Here is a 19913-nt window from a genome sequence, read left to right as displayed (position 1 = left end):
ATCCTGTAGGAATGCGCTCGAAGGTGGGAGGGGGCTTGCCCGCGATAGCCGCGCCTCGGTCTACTTACCCAGCGGAATCTTAGGTGCCCAGGTCAGCCACTCATCTTCAAACTTGTCGAACAGCGGGAAGGTTTGCTGCGGCCGTGCGGCGCTGCCCATGCGTTCGCCATCGGGCGTGGCAAAGGCGATGCCGCCGGCGACCAGGGTTTCCAGGGACTCGGTGCGCACCGTCGCGCCTTTGAACAGGCCGAAGTCGAGACCAAAGCCGCTGGTGTTCCAGAAGCGGCTGCCGCTGCGCACCAATGCCGCGTACTTGGGTTCGATCAGGATATGGATCAACACGCGGTCGGCGGTCTGGCCCAACTCGTAGCCGGTGACTTTGCCCACGGTGACTTCGCGGTAAGTGACGGGTACGCCTTCTTTGAGCGAACCACGGCGTGCGGCGCTGAGTGTCAGGCTCAGGCCGGCCTCCTGGTGGACGGCTTCGGGCGGTTGGTCCAGCGCGACAAAGCTCTTTTGTGTCCCGGCGTTTTTCACTGCGGGCAGCACCTCGATGTATTGGCCGGTGACCAGGGTTTCCAGGTTCGAGGTTTTCATCAAGCCCAGTTCCGGCTTGACCACCCAGAACTGGCTGCCGACGCGCGCGATGCGATCCGCGACCTGGGTGATGCGCGCACCGAGCAGCACCGATTGCATATCGGCGCTGAGGTCGACGCTCTCGATCTTACCGACGTCCAGGCCTTTGAAACGCACCGGGGTGCCGGGGCGCAGGCCGTCGGCGCGGTCGACTTTGATGGTCACCAGGGTGCCACTCTGATTCGCCGCTTCACGATCGGTGAACAGGCGGAAACGTGGGATACGCTTTCTCAGCGGCACGTTCGGTTCCGGCGTTTCGAAGGCGATACCGCCAGATATCAGGCTGGCCAAGGATTCGCTTTTTACCTGGATACCGCCCGTGAGGCCGCCGGTCAAGGTTACACCGCTGGCATTCCAGAAACGCGTCGAGCCATTGACCAGGTTGGCGTATTCCTTCTCGATGTGGACACCGATCACCAACTGTTTGTTTTTGCGTGAGAACTGGTAGCTCTGCACCGAGCCGACCTTGACCTGTTTGTAGAGGATCGGGCTGCCAACATCCAGGGAGCCAAGGTTGTCAGTGAAGAGCACCATGTGCAGGCCAGGAGAACGCAGGTCCAAGGGCGGTGCCTTGGCCCGAGCCACGTACTCGCGTTGGGGGGCAGTGCCTTTGTCACCGGGACGAACCGCGATGTAGTTACCTTTGACCAACGCCTCGAGCCCAGTGATACCGGCCAGGGAAATCGACGGTTTGACCACCCAGAATTGGGTGTCCTGTACCAGGTAGTCTTCAGCCAATGGGTCGAGGGTCAGCTCGGCGTTGGCACTGGACAGGTCCGGGTCGATCTTCAGGGTTTTCAGGCTGCCGACCTGGATACCTTTGTACATCACCGGGGTACGCCCGGCCTGCAGGCCTTCGAAGTCGCTGAGTTTGACCTTGACCTTGATGCCGGCGGCGGCGGCGTCGAAGTCTTCATATAGGCGGAAGGGCAGGCTCGGATCGGTCGGCGGGCTGTCCTTGCGATTCTCCGGGGTGGCGAAGGCGATACCGCCGGCGACGATACTGGAGAGTGATTCGCTGCGTATCTTCAAGCCGGAGAGGTTCGCGTCGATGCTGATGCCGCTGGCGTTCCAGAAACGCGTGTGTTTGCGCACCAGGCTGGCGTAGGTCGGTTCGATGTAGACCTTGATCTCGACGGTGCTCTGGTCCTCGGACAACAAGTAGCTTTTGACCTGGCCGACCTGGATCTGCTTGTAGAACACCGGGCTGCCGCGGTTGAGCGAGCCAAGGCGGTCGGCCTTGATGGTCAAGTGCAGGCCGGGCTTGGCGTCGGACAAGGGCGGCTCTTCAGACAGCGCCTTGAATTTGCGCGTGGACTCACCATCGCCAGGGCTGGCGGCAATGTAGTTACCCGACACCAGCGTCTCCAGGCCGGTGATGCCGGCGAGGCTGACGCTGGGTTTGACCAGCCAGAAACGCGTATTGGTCTTGAGGTACGGCTCGACATCCTTGTTCATCTCGATGGTGGCAATCACCCCGCGATTGTTACCTTCGTCGTCCAGGGCCAGGGTCTTGACCTTGCCCACAGGCATGCCTTTGTAGACCACTTCGGTCTTGTTGACCTGGATGCCTTCGCCGCTTTCGAAGCGTACCTGGATCTCGATACCTTGCTGAGAGTAGGCACGCCAGCCCAACCAGCCGCCGATGATCAGGGCGATCAGGGGCAGTACCCAAATGGCCGACCAGTTGGAGGCCGGGCGGGTTTTAGCTTTAGGCAAATCACTCATGGTCGTCGTCCGACTCCGTGTTATCCCAAATCAGTCGGGGATCAAAAGTTACTGCGGCAAGCATCGTCAAGATCACCACACTGGCGAACGCCGCCGCGCCGAGATTGGCCTCGACACTGGCAAGCCGTCCAAAGTTTACAACCGCCACCAGGATGGCGATCACGAAGATATCCAACATGGACCAGCGGCCGATGAATTCGATAAAGCGGTACATGATAATCCGTTGTTGCGCGGACAGCGGTTGGTGACGCTGCACCGAGAACAGTAGCAGACCAATGCCCACCAGCTTGAACGTCGGCACCAGGATGCTGGCGATGAACACCACGGCAGCGATGGGGAACATGCCGTGCTGCACCAGTTGGATCACACCGGACATGATGGTGCTGGGGTCGCCCTGGCCGAGAGAATTGACGGTCATGATCGGCAGCAAGTTGGCGGGGATATAGAGAATCGCGGCGGTGATCAGCAACGCCCAGGTTCGCGTGAGGCTGTTGGGGCGACGGGCATGGACCAGCGCACCGCAACGAGCGCAGGTTTGCTCATCGGTGTCCGGTTCTTGCTTGTTCAATTCGTGGCATTCGGTACAAATCAGAATGCCTGCATCAATCGCCCGCATGATCATCCTCCCCTGACAGTGATTGCCAGATCTGGTGGGGCGACATCACCACCTCAAGCAGAACCTGAACCATTAATAGGCTGACGAAGCAGACCAGGCCCAGGCCAATCGTAATGGAGGCCATGTCGGCGAGTTTTACGATCGCCACCAGGACGCCCATCAGGTACACCTCCAACATCCCCCAATCTTTCAGGTGATGGTAAATGCGGTACAGCAGCAGCCCGTAACTGCGGCCGATGTTCCAGCGAATGCTGAGCAACACCGCCAATTGGCAGAGCAGCTTGAGCAGGGGAATGCCCATGCTGCATAGGAACACAACGGCGGCGACGCCGCGCATGCCGGTGTCGAACAGGCCGACTACGCCGGTCCATACGGTGTCCTCTGAGGACTGCCCGAGTAGATTAAGCTGCATGATGGGCAAAAAGTTCGCGGGGATGTACAGCAACAGTGCTGCCAGCACTAAGGCGAGGCTTCGTTCGACGACGTTGTGGCGGTGCGCGTACAGCTCGTAACCACAACGCGTGCACTGGGCTTTTTCGCCGAGCGCGAGCACAGGTTTGCGCATCAATAAATCGCACTCATGGCATGCCACCAGGTCGTCCAGGGGTAAATCCGACACCTTGGGGGCATCATCCGGATCGGGCATAGATAGGGCTCGGACGCTAAAAAAGGTTAGGTGCCTATTCTAGTGGTCTAGTTCAGAAATAACTGTGCAAATTTGTCGGATGCTGGATCGTCGCAAGCCTCTTCGCACTTTTCGAGCGGACAAACAAAACCCCTGTCTGCGTAAGCAAACAGGGGTTCTGGAATTTAATCTTGACGATGACCTACTCTCACATGGGGAAACCCCACACTACCATCGGCGATGCATCGTTTCACTGCTGAGTTCGGGATGGGATCAGGTGGTTCCAATGCTCTATGGTCGTCAAGAAATTCGGGTACTGAGTCGTGGCCAGCTGGCCTCGCTTCAGCAAATTGGGTATGTGATAGCTTTCGGTGTTTTGTGAGATTCGAACTTTCGGTTCGTTTCGTCTTCACACACCGCAATCTGATGCTCTTTCGAGTAGTCAAATTGCTTGGGTGTTATATGGTCAAGCCTCACGGGCAATTAGTATTGGTTAGCTCAACGCCTCACAGCGCTTACACACCCAACCTATCAACGTCGTAGTCTTCGACGGCCCTTCAGGGGACTCAAGGTCCCAGTGAGATCTCATCTTGAGGCTAGTTTCCCGCTTAGATGCTTTCAGCGGTTATCTATTCCGAACATAGCTACCCGGCAATGCCACTGGCGTGACAACCGGAACACCAGAGGTTCGTCCACTCCGGTCCTCTCGTACTAGGAGCAGCCCCTCTCAAATCTCAAACGTCCACGGCAGATAGGGACCGAACTGTCTCACGACGTTCTAAACCCAGCTCGCGTACCACTTTAAATGGCGAACAGCCATACCCTTGGGACCGGCTTCAGCCCCAGGATGTGATGAGCCGACATCGAGGTGCCAAACACCGCCGTCGATATGAACTCTTGGGCGGTATCAGCCTGTTATCCCCGGAGTACCTTTTATCCGTTGAGCGATGGCCCTTCCATACAGAACCACCGGATCACTAAGACCTACTTTCGTACCTGCTCGACGTGTCTGTCTCGCAGTCAAGCGCGCTTTTGCCTTTATACTCTACGACCGATTTCCGACCGGTCTGAGCGCACCTTCGTACTCCTCCGTTACTCTTTAGGAGGAGACCGCCCCAGTCAAACTACCCACCATACACTGTCCTCGATCCGGATAACGGACCTGAGTTAGAACCTCAAAGTTGCCAGGGTGGTATTTCAAGGTTGGCTCCACGCGAACTAGCGTCCACGCTTCAAAGCCTCCCACCTATCCTACACAAGCAAATTCAAAGTCCAGTGCAAAGCTATAGTAAAGGTTCACGGGGTCTTTCCGTCTAGCCGCGGATACACTGCATCTTCACAGCGATTTCAATTTCACTGAGTCTCGGGTGGAGACAGCGCCGCCATCGTTACGCCATTCGTGCAGGTCGGAACTTACCCGACAAGGAATTTCGCTACCTTAGGACCGTTATAGTTACGGCCGCCGTTTACCGGGGCTTCGATCAAGAGCTTCGCGTTAGCTAACCCCATCAATTAACCTTCCGGCACCGGGCAGGCGTCACACCCTATACGTCCACTTTCGTGTTTGCAGAGTGCTGTGTTTTTAATAAACAGTCGCAGCGGCCTGGTATCTTCGACCGGCATGAGCTTACGGAGCAAGTCCTTCACCCTCACCGGCGCACCTTCTCCCGAAGTTACGGTGCCATTTTGCCTAGTTCCTTCACCCGAGTTCTCTCAAGCGCCTTGGTATTCTCTACCCAACCACCTGTGTCGGTTTGGGGTACGGTTCCTGGTTACCTGAAGCTTAGAAGCTTTTCTTGGAAGCATGGCATCAACCACTTCGTTAACTAAAAGTTAACTCGTCATCAGCTCTCGGCCTTAGAATCCCGGATTTACCTAAGATTCCAGCCTACCACCTTAAACTTGGACAACCAACGCCAAGCTGGCCTAGCCTTCTCCGTCCCTCCATCGCAATAACCAGAAGTACAGGAATATTAACCTGTTTTCCATCGACTACGCTTTTCAGCCTCGCCTTAGGGACCGACTAACCCTGCGTCGATTAACGTTGCGCAGGAAACCTTGGTCTTTCGGCGTGGGTGTTTTTCACACCCATTATCGTTACTCATGTCAGCATTCGCACTTCTGATACCTCCAGCAAGCTTCTCAACTCACCTTCACAGGCTTACAGAACGCTCCTCTACCGCATCACCTAAGTGATACCCGTAGCTTCGGTGTATGGTTTGAGCCCCGTTACATCTTCCGCGCAGGCCGACTCGACTAGTGAGCTATTACGCTTTCTTTAAAGGGTGGCTGCTTCTAAGCCAACCTCCTAGCTGTCTAAGCCTTCCCACATCGTTTCCCACTTAACCATAACTTTGGGACCTTAGCTGACGGTCTGGGTTGTTTCCCTTTTCACGACGGACGTTAGCACCCGCCGTGTGTCTCCCATGCTCGGCACTTGTAGGTATTCGGAGTTTGCATCGGTTTGGTAAGTCGGGATGACCCCCTAGCCGAAACAGTGCTCTACCCCCTACAGTGATACATGAGGCGCTACCTAAATAGCTTTCGAGGAGAACCAGCTATCTCCGAGCTTGATTAGCCTTTCACTCCGATCCACAGGTCATCCGCTAACTTTTCAACGGTAGTCGGTTCGGTCCTCCAGTTAGTGTTACCCAACCTTCAACCTGCCCATGGATAGATCGCCCGGTTTCGGGTCTATTCCCAGCGACTAGACGCCCTATTAAGACTCGCTTTCGCTACGCCTCCCCTATTCGGTTAAGCTCGCCACTGAAAATAAGTCGCTGACCCATTATACAAAAGGTACGCAGTCACCTAACAAAGTAGGCTCCCACTGCTTGTACGCATACGGTTTCAGGATCTATTTCACTCCCCTCTCCGGGGTTCTTTTCGCCTTTCCCTCACGGTACTAGTTCACTATCGGTCAGTCAGTAGTATTTAGCCTTGGAGGATGGTCCCCCCATATTCAGACAAAGTTTCTCGTGCTCCGTCCTACTCGATTTCATGACTAAGAGATTTTCGCGTACAGGGCTATCACCCACTATGGCCGCACTTTCCAGAGCGTTCCGCTAATCTCAAAGCCACTTAAGGGCTAGTCCCCGTTCGCTCGCCACTACTAAGGGAATCTCGGTTGATTTCTTTTCCTCAGGGTACTTAGATGTTTCAGTTCCCCTGGTTCGCCCCTTACACCTATGTATTCAGTGTAAGGTAACCATCTTATGATGGCTGGGTTCCCCCATTCAGACATCTCCGGATCAAAGTCTGTTTGCCGACTCCCCGAAGCTTTTCGCAGGCTACCACGTCTTTCATCGCCTCTGACTGCCAAGGCATCCACCGTATGCGCTTCTTCACTTGACCATATAACCCCAAGCAATCTGGTTATACTGTGAAGACGACATTCGCCGAAAATTCGATAATACTCAATTAAGAGCAACTCACAAATTTTACCTTAGCCTGATCCGTTACCAGTGAAAGTAACGTTCAGTCTATCTTTCTATCACATACCCAAATTTTTAAAGAACGATCTAATCAAAGACTAGAAATCAACATTCACCATCATCACGATGGAATGCTCATTTCTAAGCTCTCAAACTTCAGAAGCAGTAGTGGTGGAGCCAAACGGGATCGAACCGTTGACCTCCTGCGTGCAAGGCAGGCGCTCTCCCAGCTGAGCTATGGCCCCGTATTTCTACAGGTTCCCACACAAAATTGGTGGGTCTGGGCAGATTCGAACTGCCGACCTCACCCTTATCAGGGGTGCGCTCTAACCAACTGAGCTACAGACCCAATTTCGGGCTGCTTCTTATCGTCTTCTTCAATGAATCAAGCAATTCGTGTGGGAACTTATGGAGCAGCTGATGTCGTCGATTAAGGAGGTGATCCAGCCGCAGGTTCCCCTACGGCTACCTTGTTACGACTTCACCCCAGTCATGAATCACACCGTGGTAACCGTCCTCCCGAAGGTTAGACTAGCTACTTCTGGTGCAACCCACTCCCATGGTGTGACGGGCGGTGTGTACAAGGCCCGGGAACGTATTCACCGCGACATTCTGATTCGCGATTACTAGCGATTCCGACTTCACGCAGTCGAGTTGCAGACTGCGATCCGGACTACGATCGGTTTTCTGGGATTAGCTCCACCTCGCGGCTTGGCAACCCTCTGTACCGACCATTGTAGCACGTGTGTAGCCCAGGCCGTAAGGGCCATGATGACTTGACGTCATCCCCACCTTCCTCCGGTTTGTCACCGGCAGTCTCCTTAGAGTGCCCACCATTACGTGCTGGTAACTAAGGACAAGGGTTGCGCTCGTTACGGGACTTAACCCAACATCTCACGACACGAGCTGACGACAGCCATGCAGCACCTGTCTCAATGTTCCCGAAGGCACCAATCTATCTCTAGAAAGTTCATTGGATGTCAAGGCCTGGTAAGGTTCTTCGCGTTGCTTCGAATTAAACCACATGCTCCACCGCTTGTGCGGGCCCCCGTCAATTCATTTGAGTTTTAACCTTGCGGCCGTACTCCCCAGGCGGTCAACTTAATGCGTTAGCTGCGCCACTAAGAGCTCAAGGCTCCCAACGGCTAGTTGACATCGTTTACGGCGTGGACTACCAGGGTATCTAATCCTGTTTGCTCCCCACGCTTTCGCACCTCAGTGTCAGTATCAGTCCAGGTGGTCGCCTTCGCCACTGGTGTTCCTTCCTATATCTACGCATTTCACCGCTACACAGGAAATTCCACCACCCTCTACCATACTCTAGTCAGTCAGTTTTGAATGCAGTTCCCAGGTTGAGCCCGGGGATTTCACATCCAACTTAACTAACCACCTACGCGCGCTTTACGCCCAGTAATTCCGATTAACGCTTGCACCCTCTGTATTACCGCGGCTGCTGGCACAGAGTTAGCCGGTGCTTATTCTGTCGGTAACGTCAAAACAATCACGTATTAGGTAACTGCTCTTCCTCCCAACTTAAAGTGCTTTACAATCCGAAGACCTTCTTCACACACGCGGCATGGCTGGATCAGGCTTTCGCCCATTGTCCAATATTCCCCACTGCTGCCTCCCGTAGGAGTCTGGACCGTGTCTCAGTTCCAGTGTGACTGATCATCCTCTCAGACCAGTTACGGATCGTTGCCTTGGTGAGCCATTACCTCACCAACTAGCTAATCCGACCTAGGCTCATCTGATAGCGCAAGGCCCGAAGGTCCCCTGCTTTCTCCCGTAGGACGTATGCGGTATTAGCGTCCGTTTCCGAACGTTATCCCCCACTACCAGGCAGATTCCTAGGCATTACTCACCCGTCCGCCGCTCTCAAGAGAAGCAAGCTTCTCTCTACCGCTCGACTTGCATGTGTTAGGCCTGCCGCCAGCGTTCAATCTGAGCCATGATCAAACTCTTCAGTTCAAACATCTTTGGGTTTTTAAGAAACCCTAAACTTGGCTCAGCAATCGTTGGTTACATCTTTGATTTCTCGCGGAGTAACTTGTGATGCTGATAATCTTGTTGACTATCAGTCTGACTCCACAAGCACCCACACGAATTGCTTGATTCAGTTGTTAAAGAGCGGTTGGTTAAGATCTTTCGTCTCAACCGAGGCGCGCATTCTACAGCAGCCTCATTTGCTGTCAAGTGATTATTTTCAGAAGTTTTCAAAGTTTCCTTTGTAACTTCAACCACTTGCGCTTCCGATCTCTCGTTAGCGGGAGGCGAATTCTACAGCGTTACACGCTGCTGTCAACACCTCTTTTTCTCCGCTTTCGACCGAGAAGATCGAAACGTTAATAGAGCCTAACAACACCGCTCTACCAACTCCTTCCAGGCTTCGATGAACTGAAGCAGGCCGCTGTCGAATCTCGTATAACTCTTTGTTTACCAAGGAGTTTTCCGTTTCGACTGCGCCGGAAGTGGGGCGAATTATAGACGTACAGGATTTGCCGTCAACACCTTTCTTCACAATTCTGTCATATAGGTCAAAAAGGCCCCAGAAACGCGAAAGCCGGCCCCAAAGGGCCGGCTTTCAACACGCCTTACAAGCTAGGGAAGGCAAACTGTGACGCTTCATGACTGGCCCGTTGCGGCCAGCGCTGGGTAATTGCCTTGCGCCGGGTATAGAAGCGCACCCCATCCGGTCCATAAGCATGCAAGTCACCAAACAACGAGCGCTTCCAGCCACCAAAGCTGTGGTAGGCCACCGGCACCGGCAGTGGAACGTTCACGCCGACCATGCCCACTTCAATCTCGTCACAGAACAGACGCGCCGCTTCACCATCACGGGTGAAGATGCACGTGCCATTGCCGTATTCGTGATCGTTGATCAACTGCATCGCCGCTTCCAGGCTATTGACCCGTACCACGCACAGCACCGGCCCGAAGATTTCTTCTTTATAGATACGCATCTGCGGCGTCACGCGATCAAACAAACTGCCGCCAAGGAAGAAACCCTGCTCATGCCCGGCAACGCTCAAGCCACGGCCATCGACCACCAGCTCAGCCCCCGCAGCCACGCCGTCTTCTATATAGCCACTGACCTTATCCCGCGCCTGGCCAGTGACCAGTGGCCCCATATCCAGACCGCACGACGTGCCCGCCCCAATCTTCAGCGCCTTGACCTGCGGTACCAACTTGGCGATCAACGCATCCGCCACCTGATCGCCCACGCAGACAGCCACCGAGATCGCCATGCAACGCTCACCACAGGAACCATACGCCGCGCCCATCAAGGCACTGACCGCGTTATCCAGATCCGCATCCGGCATCAGCACCGCATGGTTCTTCGCACCGCCCAGCGCTTGCACACGTTTGCCGCGCTTGGTCGCTTCGGCGTAGATGTACTCGGCAATCGGCGTCGAGCCCACAAAGCTCAAGGCCTTGACCTCCGGTGCTTCGATCAGCGCATCCACCGCGCCTTTGTCGCCATGTACCACGCTCAGCACGCCCTTAGGCAGGCCGGCCTCCTGCAGCAATTGCGCGATCAACAGCGTCGAACTCGGATCACGCTCCGACGGTTTGAGGATAAAGCAGTTGCCGCAGACGATCGCCAGCGGGTACATCCACAACGGCACCATCGCCGGGAAGTTGAACGGGGTAATCCCGGCCACCACGCCCAATGGCTGGAAATCGGACCAGGCATCGATGTTCGGCCCCACATTGCGGCTGTACTCTCCCTTGAGAATTTCCGGCGCCGAGCACGCGTACTCCACGTTCTCGATCCCACGCTTCAATTCCCCTGCCGCGTCTTCCAGGGTCTTGCCGTGCTCCTCGCTGATCAACTGCGAGATACGCGCTTCGTTCTGCTCCAGCAACTGCTTGAAACGGTACATCACCTGGGCACGCCTGGCCGCCGGCGTATTACGCCAGGCCGGGAACGCCGCCTTGGCCGAGTCGATCGCGCTTTGGATGGTTTCGCGACTGGCCAGCGGCACTTGGTGAATCACTTGGCCGGTGGACGGGTTGTACACATCGGCAGTGCGACCGGACTCGCTGACCAACTGGCCGTTGATCAAATGCTGGATAAGGCTCATGCAGGGTTCCTGAAAAGTTGTTCTATATAGAAGGAGAAATCAGTCGATCTTGTTCAGCACTTCGCCGACCGCATCGAACAAGCGATCCAGGTCCTGCGGCTTGCTGTTGAAGGTCGGCCCGAACTGCAGGGTGTCGCCGCCAAAACGCACGTAGAAGCCGGCTTTCCACAAGGCCATGCCGGCCTCGAATGGACGCACGATGGCATCACCGTCACGCGGGGCAATCTGGATCGCGCCGGCCAGGCCGTAATTGCGGATATCGATCACGTTCTTGCTGCCCTTCAAACCGTGCAGCGCATTCTCAAAGTGCGGGGCGACTTCGGCTACGCTCTGCACCAGGTTTTCCTTCTGCAGCAGGTCCAATGCAGCCAGCCCAGCCGCGCAAGCGACCGGATGCGCCGAGTAGGTGTAGCCGTGAGGGAATTCCACCGCGTACTCAGGCGTCGGCTGGTTCATGAACGTCTGATAGATCTCGCTGCTGGCAATCACCGCGCCCATCGGAATCGCGCCGTTGGTGATTTGCTTGGCGATGCACATCAGGTCCGGGGTCACGCCGAAACTGTCGGCACCGAACATCGAGCCGGTACGGCCGAAACCGGTGATCACTTCGTCGAACACCAACAGGATGTTGTGCTGGTCGCAAATCTCACGCAGGCGCTTGAGGTAACCCTGCGGCGGCACCAGCACGCCAGCGGAGCCGGCCATCGGTTCGACAAACACCGCGGCGATGTTCGATGCGTCATGCAACTCGACCAACTTGAGCAGTTCATCGGCCAACGCAATACCGCCCTGCTCCGGCATGCCGCGCGAGAATGCGTTGCTCGCCAGCAAGGTGTGAGGCAGATGGTCAACGTCCATCATCGCTTGACCAAACATCTTACGGTTGCCATTGACACCGCCCAGGCTGGTGCCAGCGATGTTCACCCCGTGATAGCCACGGGCACGGCCAATCATCTTGGTCTTGGTGGCCTGACCTTTTAGGCGCCAGTACGCACGCACCATCTTCACCGCCGTATCGGCGCACTCGGAGCCGGAGTTTGTGAAGAACACATGGTTGAGGTTGCCCGGGGTCAGGTCGGTGATTTTTTCCGCCAGTTGAAACGACAACGGATGACCGTATTGGAAGGCCGGCGAGTAGTCCAACGTACCCAGTTGCTTGGCGACCGCTTCCTGGATTTCCTTGCGGGTGTGCCCGGCGCCGCACGTCCACAGGCCCGACAACGAATCGTAGATCTTGCGGCCCTTGTCATCGGTCAACCAACTGCCTTCGGCGGCCACGATCAGGCGCGGGTCACGCTGGAAGTTACGGTTGGCGGTGTACGGCATCCAGTGAGCGTCCAACTTCAGTTGGCTGGCCAGGGACGAAGGGGCGTTTTCGGGCATGTTCATCAGCAAAACCTCGCAAGGCAAAAGGCAGCGTCGGGATTGAAAAGCGTTCTTGCAGCTAAATTGCCATGAGGATAAAGTCGATGAAACCCAACTCTTCTAACCTTCAGTCAGGCTCTCACTAAACTATGAGCATCCGTCGACCCGATCCGCTGGCCCAAGTCAGCGACTTCGATATTCGCCTACTGCGCATATTTCGCAGTGTGGTGGAGTGTGGCGGCTTCTCGGCGGCGGAAAGCGTGCTCGGCATTGGGCGCTCGGCCATCAGCCAGCAGATGAACGATCTGGAACAACGCCTTGGATTACGCCTGTGCCAGCGCGGGCGCGCCGGATTCTCCCTGACCGAAGAAGGCCGCGAGGTCTATCAGTCGGCGCTGCAACTATTGAGTGCCCTGGAAAGCTTTCGCACCGAGGTCAACGGCCTGCACCAGCATTTGCGCGGCGAACTGACCATCGGCCTCACCGACAACCTCGTCACCCTGCCCCATATGCGCATCACCCACGCCCTGGCGCAGTTGAAGGAACGCGGCCCGGACGTGCAGATTCAGATCCGCATGATCGCCCCCAATGAAGTGGAACAGGGCGTACTCGACGGCCGCCTGCATGTTGGCGTGGTGCCCCAGGCCAGCGCGCTGTCCGGCCTGGAATACCAGGCGCTGTACAGCGAACGCTCGCTGCTCTACTGCGCCGTCGGCCATCCGCTGTTCTACGCCGACGACAAGCAGTTGGACGATATACGGATCGACAGCCAGGATGCGATCGCCCCGACCTTTCGCCTGCCCGCCGATATCCAGGCCCACTACCAGGCACTCAACTGCACCGCCAGCGCTTCGGACCGCGAAGGCATGGCGTTCCTGATCCTCACCGGCCGCTACATCGGCTACCTGCCCGATCACTACGCCAGCCTGTGGGTGCAACAAGGCCGACTACGCGCGCTGAAACCGGCTACACGTTTTTACGATTTGAGCCTGGCATCGGTCACGCGCAAGGGGCGCCGCCCTCATTTGGTGCTGGAAAGTTTCCTCGAGAGCCTCGCGGCAACCCGCTAATTCGGGCCTCGCACAAAAAGCTGAGCAAGTGGACAGCTTTTTGCAAGGACACCAGGACCTAGAACCGTCCGCCTCGAGTTTGCCCGCCATGCCACCAGAAACGTCCAGCCCCAGCGATCTGATCTACGGCCTCAACGACCGCCCAAAACCCCTGCCCGCCCTACTGGCCGCCCTGCAACATGTATTGGCCGCCTTCGTCGGCATCATCACGCCGCCGTTGATCATCGGCTCCACCCTGGGCCTGGCTGCTCACCTGCCCTACCTGATCAGCATGGCGCTGATGGTCTCCGGTGTCGGCACGTTCATCCAGGCGCGCAGGCCGTTTGGCATCGGCGCCGGCATGATCTGCCTGCAAGGCACCAGCTTTGCGTTTCTCGGCGCCGTACTGTCGGCGGGCTTCCTGGTGAAGCAACGCGGCGGCAGCCCGGAAGACATCATGGCGATGATCTTCGGTGTGTGCTTTTTCGGCGCCGCCGTACAAATCGTCCTGAGCCGGTTTATCGGGCAACTGCGCCGGGTAATCACACCGCTGGTCACCGGCATCGTGATTACCCTGATCGGCATCAGCCTGATCAAAGTGGGTATCACCGACCTCGGCGGTGGTTTTAATGCCCCCGACTTCGGCGCGCCCATCAACCTGGCCTTGGGCCTGTTCGTGGTGTTGACGATCATCTTGCTCAACCGTTCGAACACACCCTGGGTACGTCTCTCGGCGATCATCATCGGCCTGGCCCTCGGCAGCCTCGCGGCCTGGTTCAGCGGAAAACTGGTGCCCCAGGCCCTGCCCGACCTGCCGTTGATCAGCCTGCCGATCCCGTTTCGTTATGGTTTCAACTTCGACTGGAGCGCCTTCCTACCGATCGCGCTGATATATCTGATCAGCAGCATCGAAACCGTGGGCGACCTTACCGCCAACTGCATGATTGCCCGCCAGCCCATCAGCGGCCCTTCTTATATAAGCCGACTCAAGGGCGGCGTACTCGGCGACGGGGTGAGTTGCATGATCGCCGCCACCTTCAGCGCGTTCCCCAACACCACGTTCGCCCAGAACAATGGCGTGATCCAACTCACTGGCGTGGCAAGCCGTTATGTCGGCCTGTACATCGGCGTGGTGCTGTTTTGCCTCGGTTTGTTTCCGTCGATCGGCGCGGTGCTGCAGCAAATCCCCAAGCCGGTATTGGGCGGCGCGACCCTGGTGATGTTCGGCAGCGTGGCGGCCGCCGGCGTGCGTATTCTCGCCCAGGCGCCGCTGGACCGACGCAGCATGCTGATCATCGCCACCTCGTTTGGCGTCGGCCTGGGCATTGCCGCCCAACCGAACCTGCTGCACTTGATGCCGACGCTGGTACAAAACCTGTTCGACTCGGCCATCACCAGCGGCGGGCTGACCGCCATCGCGTTGTGCCTGTTACTGCCGGAAGCCAAAGCGAGCGCCGCCACAAACAGCGCGCTGCAAGGCGATACGCTGGAACCGCTTTAATGGTTTTATTGCTTCAGGACTTGTCTGAGGCTTGAGGGTGGGTTATCTGTGCACACGTCGCCTCTATCGATCAGCACGGAAACCTCCATGAGCCTCGAAGTTCCTGCCCACAACACCCTCGCTGGGAAGCCCGCCAGCCGCATTCGACAAAAGAACGAGCAAGCGATTCTTCAAGCCGCCGAAGACGAGTTCGCGCGTCACGGCTACAAGGGCACCAGCATGAACACCATCGCTGCCAGCGCCGGGCTGCCCAAGGCCAACCTGCATTACTACTTCACCAACAAGCTGGGCCTGTACATCGCGGTGCTCAGCAATATCCTCGAACTGTGGGACAGCACCTTCAACGCGCTGACCGCAGAGGACGACCCGGCCGTGGCCCTCACCCGCTACATCCGCACCAAAATGGAATTTTCCCGACGACAGCCCCAGGCCTCGCGGATCTTCGCCATGGAGATCATCAGCGGCGGCGAATGCCTCACCGAATACTTCGGGCAGGACTACCGCGCCTGGTTCAGTGGCCGGGCGGCGGTGTTCCAGGCCTGGATCGAAGCCGGCAAGATGGACCCCGTCGACCCCGTCCACCTGATCTTCCTGCTGTGGGGCAGCACCCAGCACTATGCCGACTTCGCCACCCAGATCTGCCGCGTCACCGGGCGCACCAAGCTGACCAAGCAAGATATGGAAGACGCCGGCACCAACCTGATCCATATCATTCTCAAAGGCTGTGGCATCAAGCCTGTCCTCTAGACGACGCCTCTTATGCCTTTCACGCTCATCGGCCTTTGCGAGTTTCGCGAAGAAATACGCAAAAGCCGCTTTATTACCCTCGCCGCACCGATCACCAGTGCGCAAGAAGCGCAGGCGTTCATCGAGCAGCACAGCGACCTGAACGCCACGCACAACTGCTGGGCCTGGAAGCTCGCCGACCAGTACCGCAGCAACGACGACGGCGAACCTGGCGGCACCGCCGGGCGACCGATCCTCGCCGCCATTGAGGCCCAGGGCTTCGATCAGGTGGTGGTGCTGGTGATTCGCTGGTACGGCGGCACTCAACTGGGTACGGGCGGGCTGGCGCGGGCGTATGGCGGCGGCGCCAACAAATGCCTGCAAACCGCCGAGCGCATTGAGCTGATCAGCCGCGTGCCGTTGAGCTGCGCCTGCGGGTTTTCCGAGCTGAACCTGGTCAAGTTGCGGGTCGCCGAACTCGGCGGGCTGGTGGTGGAGGAACACTTCACCGCCAACGGCGTGGAGCTGCAACTGGCCCTGGGCGAAGCACACATCGATACCCTGCAAAGCCAGCTTGCCGACCTGAGCCGAGGGCGAATCCTGCTGCAACGCTGAAACTGCTAAGGTTATCCGCTGAACTCCCTGAACCGCGACGCCAAAGGAAGCCCTCCATGTCTACGCCAAAAACCGCACTGATCATCGGCGCCTCACGCGGGCTGGGCCTTGGCCTGGTCAAGCAGTTGCTCAAAGATGGCTGGGACGTGACCGCCACCGTGCGTGACCCGAACAAGGCCGACGCCCTGAAAGCCGTGGGCCCGGTACAGATCGAGAAACTCGACATGGACGATCAGCAAGCCGTGATCGCCCTGAGCCAGCGTCTCAAGGACCGCACATTCGACCTGCTGTTCGTCAACGCCGGCATCAAGGGCCCGGCGAACCAGGAGCCAGGCCACGCCACCCTGGCGGAAGTCGGCCAGTTGTTTTTCACCAACGCCGTGGCGCCGATCAACCTGGCCCAGCGCTTTGCCGGGCAGATCCGCAAGGACTCCGGCGTGCTGGCGTTCATGAGTTCAGTCCTGGGTAGCGTGACCATCCCCGACGGCTCCGACCTGGCGCTCTATAAGGCGAGCAAGGCCGCCCTCAACTCGATGACCAACAGCTTTATCACCCAGCTCGGTGAGCAAAAAATGACCGTGTTGTCGCTGCATCCAGGTTGGGTCAAGACCGACATGGGCGGCGAAAACGCGCACATTGATGTCGAGACCAGCGTGCGCGGCCTGGTCGATCAGGTGAATGCCTACACCGGCAAAGGCGGCCATCACTTTGTGGACTACAGAGGCAACACCGTTCCCTGGTAAGCCGCAATCAAATGTGGGAGCGAGCTGGCGTGCGATGAGCTCGAGAGCAGCACGCTCCTACAGGTAGACCGGATCTAGAACTACACGTAATCTAGCCACCTCGCCCTCACCGGCGACCCTGGATCAGCAGACAGGGCAACACTGAGCTGGCAAACCTGAACCCATCATTCAGAGGAGCCGGCCCATGCCTGCGACCCGTATCTGGTTAAAAAACCCCCTCGCGATTTTCACTGCCAACGGCCTCGATGCCCGTGGCGGCCTGGTGCTGCAAGACGGTGTGATCACCGAACTGCTGGCCATCGGGCAAGCGCCTGCACTGCCCTGCACACAAGTGTTCGACGCACGCGAGCATGTGGTCCTCCCGGGGCTGATCAACACTCACCACCACTTCTACCAGACCCTGACCCGCGCCTGGGCGCCGGTGGTCAATCAGCCGCTGTTTCCCTGGTTGAAAACCCTGTATCCGGTGTGGGCGCGGCTGACCCCGGAAAAACTCGCGCTGGCCAGCAAAGTCGCGCTGGCGGAATTGCTGCTCTCGGGCTGCACCACGGCGGCAGACCACCACTACCTGTTCCCGGACGGCCTGGAACATGCCATCGACGTGCAAGTCGACACGGTGCGCGAACTGGGCATGCGCGCCATGCTCACTCGCGGGTCCATGAGCCTGGGCGAAGCCGACGGCGGCTTGCCGCCGCAACAAACCGTGCAACAGGGCGCGGTGATTCTGGACGATAGCGAACGCCTGATCCGCCAGTACCACGAACGCGGCGACGGCGCGCAAATCCAGATCGCCCTGGCGCCCTGCTCACCGTTTTCCGTCACCCCAGAAATCATGCAAGCCAGCGCCGAACTGGCCGAGAGCCTCGACGTGCGCCTACACACGCACCTGGCGGAAACCCTCGACGAGGAAGACTTCTGCCTACAACGCTTCGGCCTGCGCACCGTGGACTACCTCGACAGCGTCGGCTGGCTCGGCCCGCGCACCTGGCTGGCCCATGGCATTCACTTCAACCCGGATGAGATCGCCCGCCTGGGCGCCGCCGGCACCGGTATCTGCCATTGCCCAAGCTCGAACATGCGCCTGGCCTCCGGCATCTGCCCGACCCTGGACCTGCTCGCCGCCGGGGCCCCGATCGGCCTGGGCGTGGACGGCTCGGCGTCCAACGATGCGTCGAACATGATCCTCGAAGCCCGCCAGGCCCTGTACATCCAGCGCCTGCGTTATGGTGCGGAAAAGATCACCCCGCAAGGCGTGCTGGGTTGGGCGACCAAAGGCTCGGCGCAGTTGCTTGGCCGTTCGGATATCGGTGAGTTAGCCGTAGGAAAGCAGGCCGATCTGGCGCTGTTCAAACTGGATGAGCTGCGCTTTTCCGGCAGTCACGATCCGATTTCGGCGCTGCTGTTGTGCGGCGCCGACCGGGCGGACCGGGTGATGATCGGCGGGAAGTGGCGGGTGATCGACGGCCAGGTTGAAGGCCTGGACTTGAAAAGCTTGATCGCCGATCACAGCCAGGCCGCCCGCCAGCTCATCGCTGGAACCTGAGTCAAACACCGTTCTGCGGGACGCGGAAGAACCGGTTACACCCCCAACAGCGACAACATGATAAAGGTCGCAAACAGCACAAAGTGGGTCATCCCTTCGATGGCGTTGGTTTCGCCATCGTTGAGGTTGATCGCACTGACGATCAGCGTGATCAACACCATCACGCTTTGCACCGGCGTCATCGCCATCTGGAACGGCTGGCCGGTGTAGAGCGCCATCGCTTCCATCACCGGCACCGTCAGGATCACCGTCGACAACGATGCGCCCAGTGCAATGTTGACCACCGACTGCATGCGGTTGGCCAGGGCGGCGCGCAAGGCGGTCAGAATTTCCGGCGCCGCCGAGATGGCCGCGACCACAATCGCCGTCACCACCGGCGGTGCGCCCGTGCCTTCCAGGCCCAGGTCGAGGGTCTTGGACATCACCTCGGCCAGCGCCCCAATCACAATCACCCCGAACACCAGCGTACCGATGGAAAGCGCCAGGTTCACCGGCGGCGCCTGTTCTTCCGGCAACGTCTTGCGGCGTTTGTCCGGGTAGCTGTAGCTGAAGAAATAACTGTGCGGGCCCACCTGCATGCGCAGGAACAGGGTGTAGAGCACCACCATCGCGCCGATGGTGAAGGCCGAGTAAATCTTCCAGTCTGCTTCGGGGATGAATTCCGGCACCACCATCGACACGCCCATGGCGGTGAGGATCATCACGCTGTAGGTCCGCGCCGAATCATCATTGTAGGACTGTTCACCATGCTTGATGCCGCCCATCAGCGCGGCCAGGCCGAGGATGCCGTTGATATCGAGCATGACCGCCGAGTAGATGGTGTCGCGCACCAGCGTCGGTGACGGTTCGTTGCTCATCATGATCGCCAGGATCACCACTTCCACCAGCACGGCGGCCAGGGTCAGGATCATGGTGCCGTAGGGGTCGCCAACCTTTTCCGCGAGTTGCTCGGCATGGTGGGCGACGCGCATCGACGCGACCACGATAAAGCCGATCAGCGCCATGCCGGCCAGCAGCGCGACCATTTGCCCGTTATGGAGCATCCAGTGCTCCAGCGGGTATGCGGCGATGGCGGCAATCAGCGCCAGCAGCATGAATTTTTCTTGCTTGAGGAATGTGAGCATTGCGGGCCTTTTGTGCGGCAAATCAGTCGTGGATGAGGTACAGACTGCACTACACCGCTAACGTTTCGTTACAGCTTAGTTCGCACCGCCCTTGTGCGAATAGGACCGATACTCTCCTCCTGG

12 protein-coding genes, 2 tRNA genes and 3 rRNA genes are annotated in these 19913 nt (G+C 58.0%); 6 read left to right on the top strand and 11 right to left on the bottom strand.

What is annotated here, in order from left to right; translation table 11 throughout:
* Positions 1-60: 60 nt before the first annotated feature.
* The 10 genes from P3S72_RS04140 to P3S72_RS04095 form a co-directional block, all read right to left on the bottom strand.
* On the bottom strand, positions 61-2364 hold the full coding sequence (locus P3S72_RS04140) for an MlaD family protein (RefSeq protein WP_276196357.1): 2304 nt from the start codon (positions 2362-2364) through the stop codon (positions 61-63).
* Positions 2357-2980 (bottom strand): paraquat-inducible protein A, encoded by a 624-nt coding sequence (locus tag P3S72_RS04135; protein ID WP_276196356.1) that lies wholly within the window; start codon positions 2978-2980, stop codon positions 2357-2359. The genes P3S72_RS04140 and P3S72_RS04135 overlap by 8 nt, the downstream gene beginning before the upstream one ends.
* Positions 2967-3626 (bottom strand): paraquat-inducible protein A, encoded by a 660-nt coding sequence (locus tag P3S72_RS04130; RefSeq protein ID WP_276196355.1) that lies wholly within the window; start codon positions 3624-3626, stop codon positions 2967-2969. The genes P3S72_RS04135 and P3S72_RS04130 overlap by 14 nt, the downstream gene beginning before the upstream one ends.
* A gap of 168 nt (positions 3627-3794) precedes the next feature.
* Positions 3795-3910 (bottom strand): 5S ribosomal RNA (rrf, locus tag P3S72_RS04125).
* Between the two features lie 157 nt (positions 3911-4067).
* Positions 4068-6959: ribosomal RNA gene (locus tag P3S72_RS04120) — 23S ribosomal RNA — on the bottom strand.
* 249 nt (positions 6960-7208) lie between these two features.
* Positions 7209-7284 (bottom strand) — tRNA-Ala (locus P3S72_RS04115).
* 27 nt (positions 7285-7311) lie between these two features.
* Positions 7312-7388 (bottom strand) — tRNA-Ile (locus P3S72_RS04110).
* Between the two features lie 82 nt (positions 7389-7470).
* Positions 7471-9007: ribosomal RNA gene (locus P3S72_RS04105) — 16S ribosomal RNA — on the bottom strand.
* The 16S, 23S and 5S rRNA genes sit together here with 2 tRNA genes alongside, the layout of an rRNA operon.
* A gap of 623 nt (positions 9008-9630) precedes the next feature.
* Complete coding sequence (locus P3S72_RS04100; RefSeq protein WP_247402094.1) at positions 9631-11124, bottom strand: CoA-acylating methylmalonate-semialdehyde dehydrogenase; 1494 nt, start codon at positions 11122-11124, stop codon at positions 9631-9633.
* Positions 11125-11163: 39 nt separating this feature from the next.
* Positions 11164-12513 carry an aspartate aminotransferase family protein gene (locus P3S72_RS04095; protein WP_276196354.1) on the bottom strand — a complete coding sequence of 450 codons (1350 nt, stop codon included), beginning with the start codon at positions 12511-12513 and terminating at the stop codon, positions 11164-11166.
* A gap of 125 nt (positions 12514-12638) precedes the next feature.
* On the opposite strand from P3S72_RS04095, the gene P3S72_RS04090 reads away from it, so the two are divergent.
* From P3S72_RS04090 to P3S72_RS04065, 6 genes are all read left to right on the top strand, one after another.
* The gene (locus P3S72_RS04090) at positions 12639-13559 is read left to right on the top strand and encodes a LysR family transcriptional regulator (RefSeq protein ID WP_276196353.1); all 921 of its coding nucleotides are present in this window, start codon (positions 12639-12641) and stop codon (positions 13557-13559) included.
* 88 nt (positions 13560-13647) lie between these two features.
* The gene (locus P3S72_RS04085) at positions 13648-15039 is read left to right on the top strand and encodes a nucleobase:cation symporter-2 family protein (protein WP_276196352.1); all 1392 of its coding nucleotides are present in this window, start codon (positions 13648-13650) and stop codon (positions 15037-15039) included.
* Positions 15040-15126: 87 nt separating this feature from the next.
* Complete coding sequence (locus tag P3S72_RS04080) at positions 15127-15786, top strand: TetR/AcrR family transcriptional regulator (protein WP_276196351.1); 660 nt, start codon at positions 15127-15129, stop codon at positions 15784-15786.
* A gap of 12 nt (positions 15787-15798) precedes the next feature.
* On the top strand, positions 15799-16380 hold the full coding sequence (locus P3S72_RS04075) for a YigZ family protein (RefSeq protein ID WP_276196350.1): 582 nt from the start codon (positions 15799-15801) through the stop codon (positions 16378-16380).
* 56 nt (positions 16381-16436) lie between these two features.
* Positions 16437-17123, top strand: a complete 687-nt coding sequence (locus P3S72_RS04070; RefSeq protein WP_276196349.1) for an SDR family oxidoreductase — start codon at positions 16437-16439, stop codon at positions 17121-17123.
* A gap of 184 nt (positions 17124-17307) precedes the next feature.
* A complete protein-coding gene (locus P3S72_RS04065; RefSeq protein ID WP_276196348.1) occupies positions 17308-18666 on the top strand; it encodes an 8-oxoguanine deaminase in 1359 nt (452 codons plus the stop codon).
* Positions 18667-18701: 35 nt separating this feature from the next.
* Here the strand turns inward: P3S72_RS04065 and P3S72_RS04060 are convergent, their stop codons facing one another.
* Positions 18702-19790, bottom strand: a complete 1089-nt coding sequence (locus P3S72_RS04060; protein WP_276196347.1) for a calcium:proton antiporter — start codon at positions 19788-19790, stop codon at positions 18702-18704.
* Positions 19791-19913: the final 123 nt, after the last annotated feature.

The sequence above is a fragment of the Pseudomonas sp. D3 genome (genome assembly GCF_029320995.1).
GTDB lineage: Bacteria > Pseudomonadota > Gammaproteobacteria > Pseudomonadales > Pseudomonadaceae > Aquipseudomonas > Aquipseudomonas paraveronii.
This window is presented reverse-complemented; position numbering and strand designations above follow the sequence as displayed.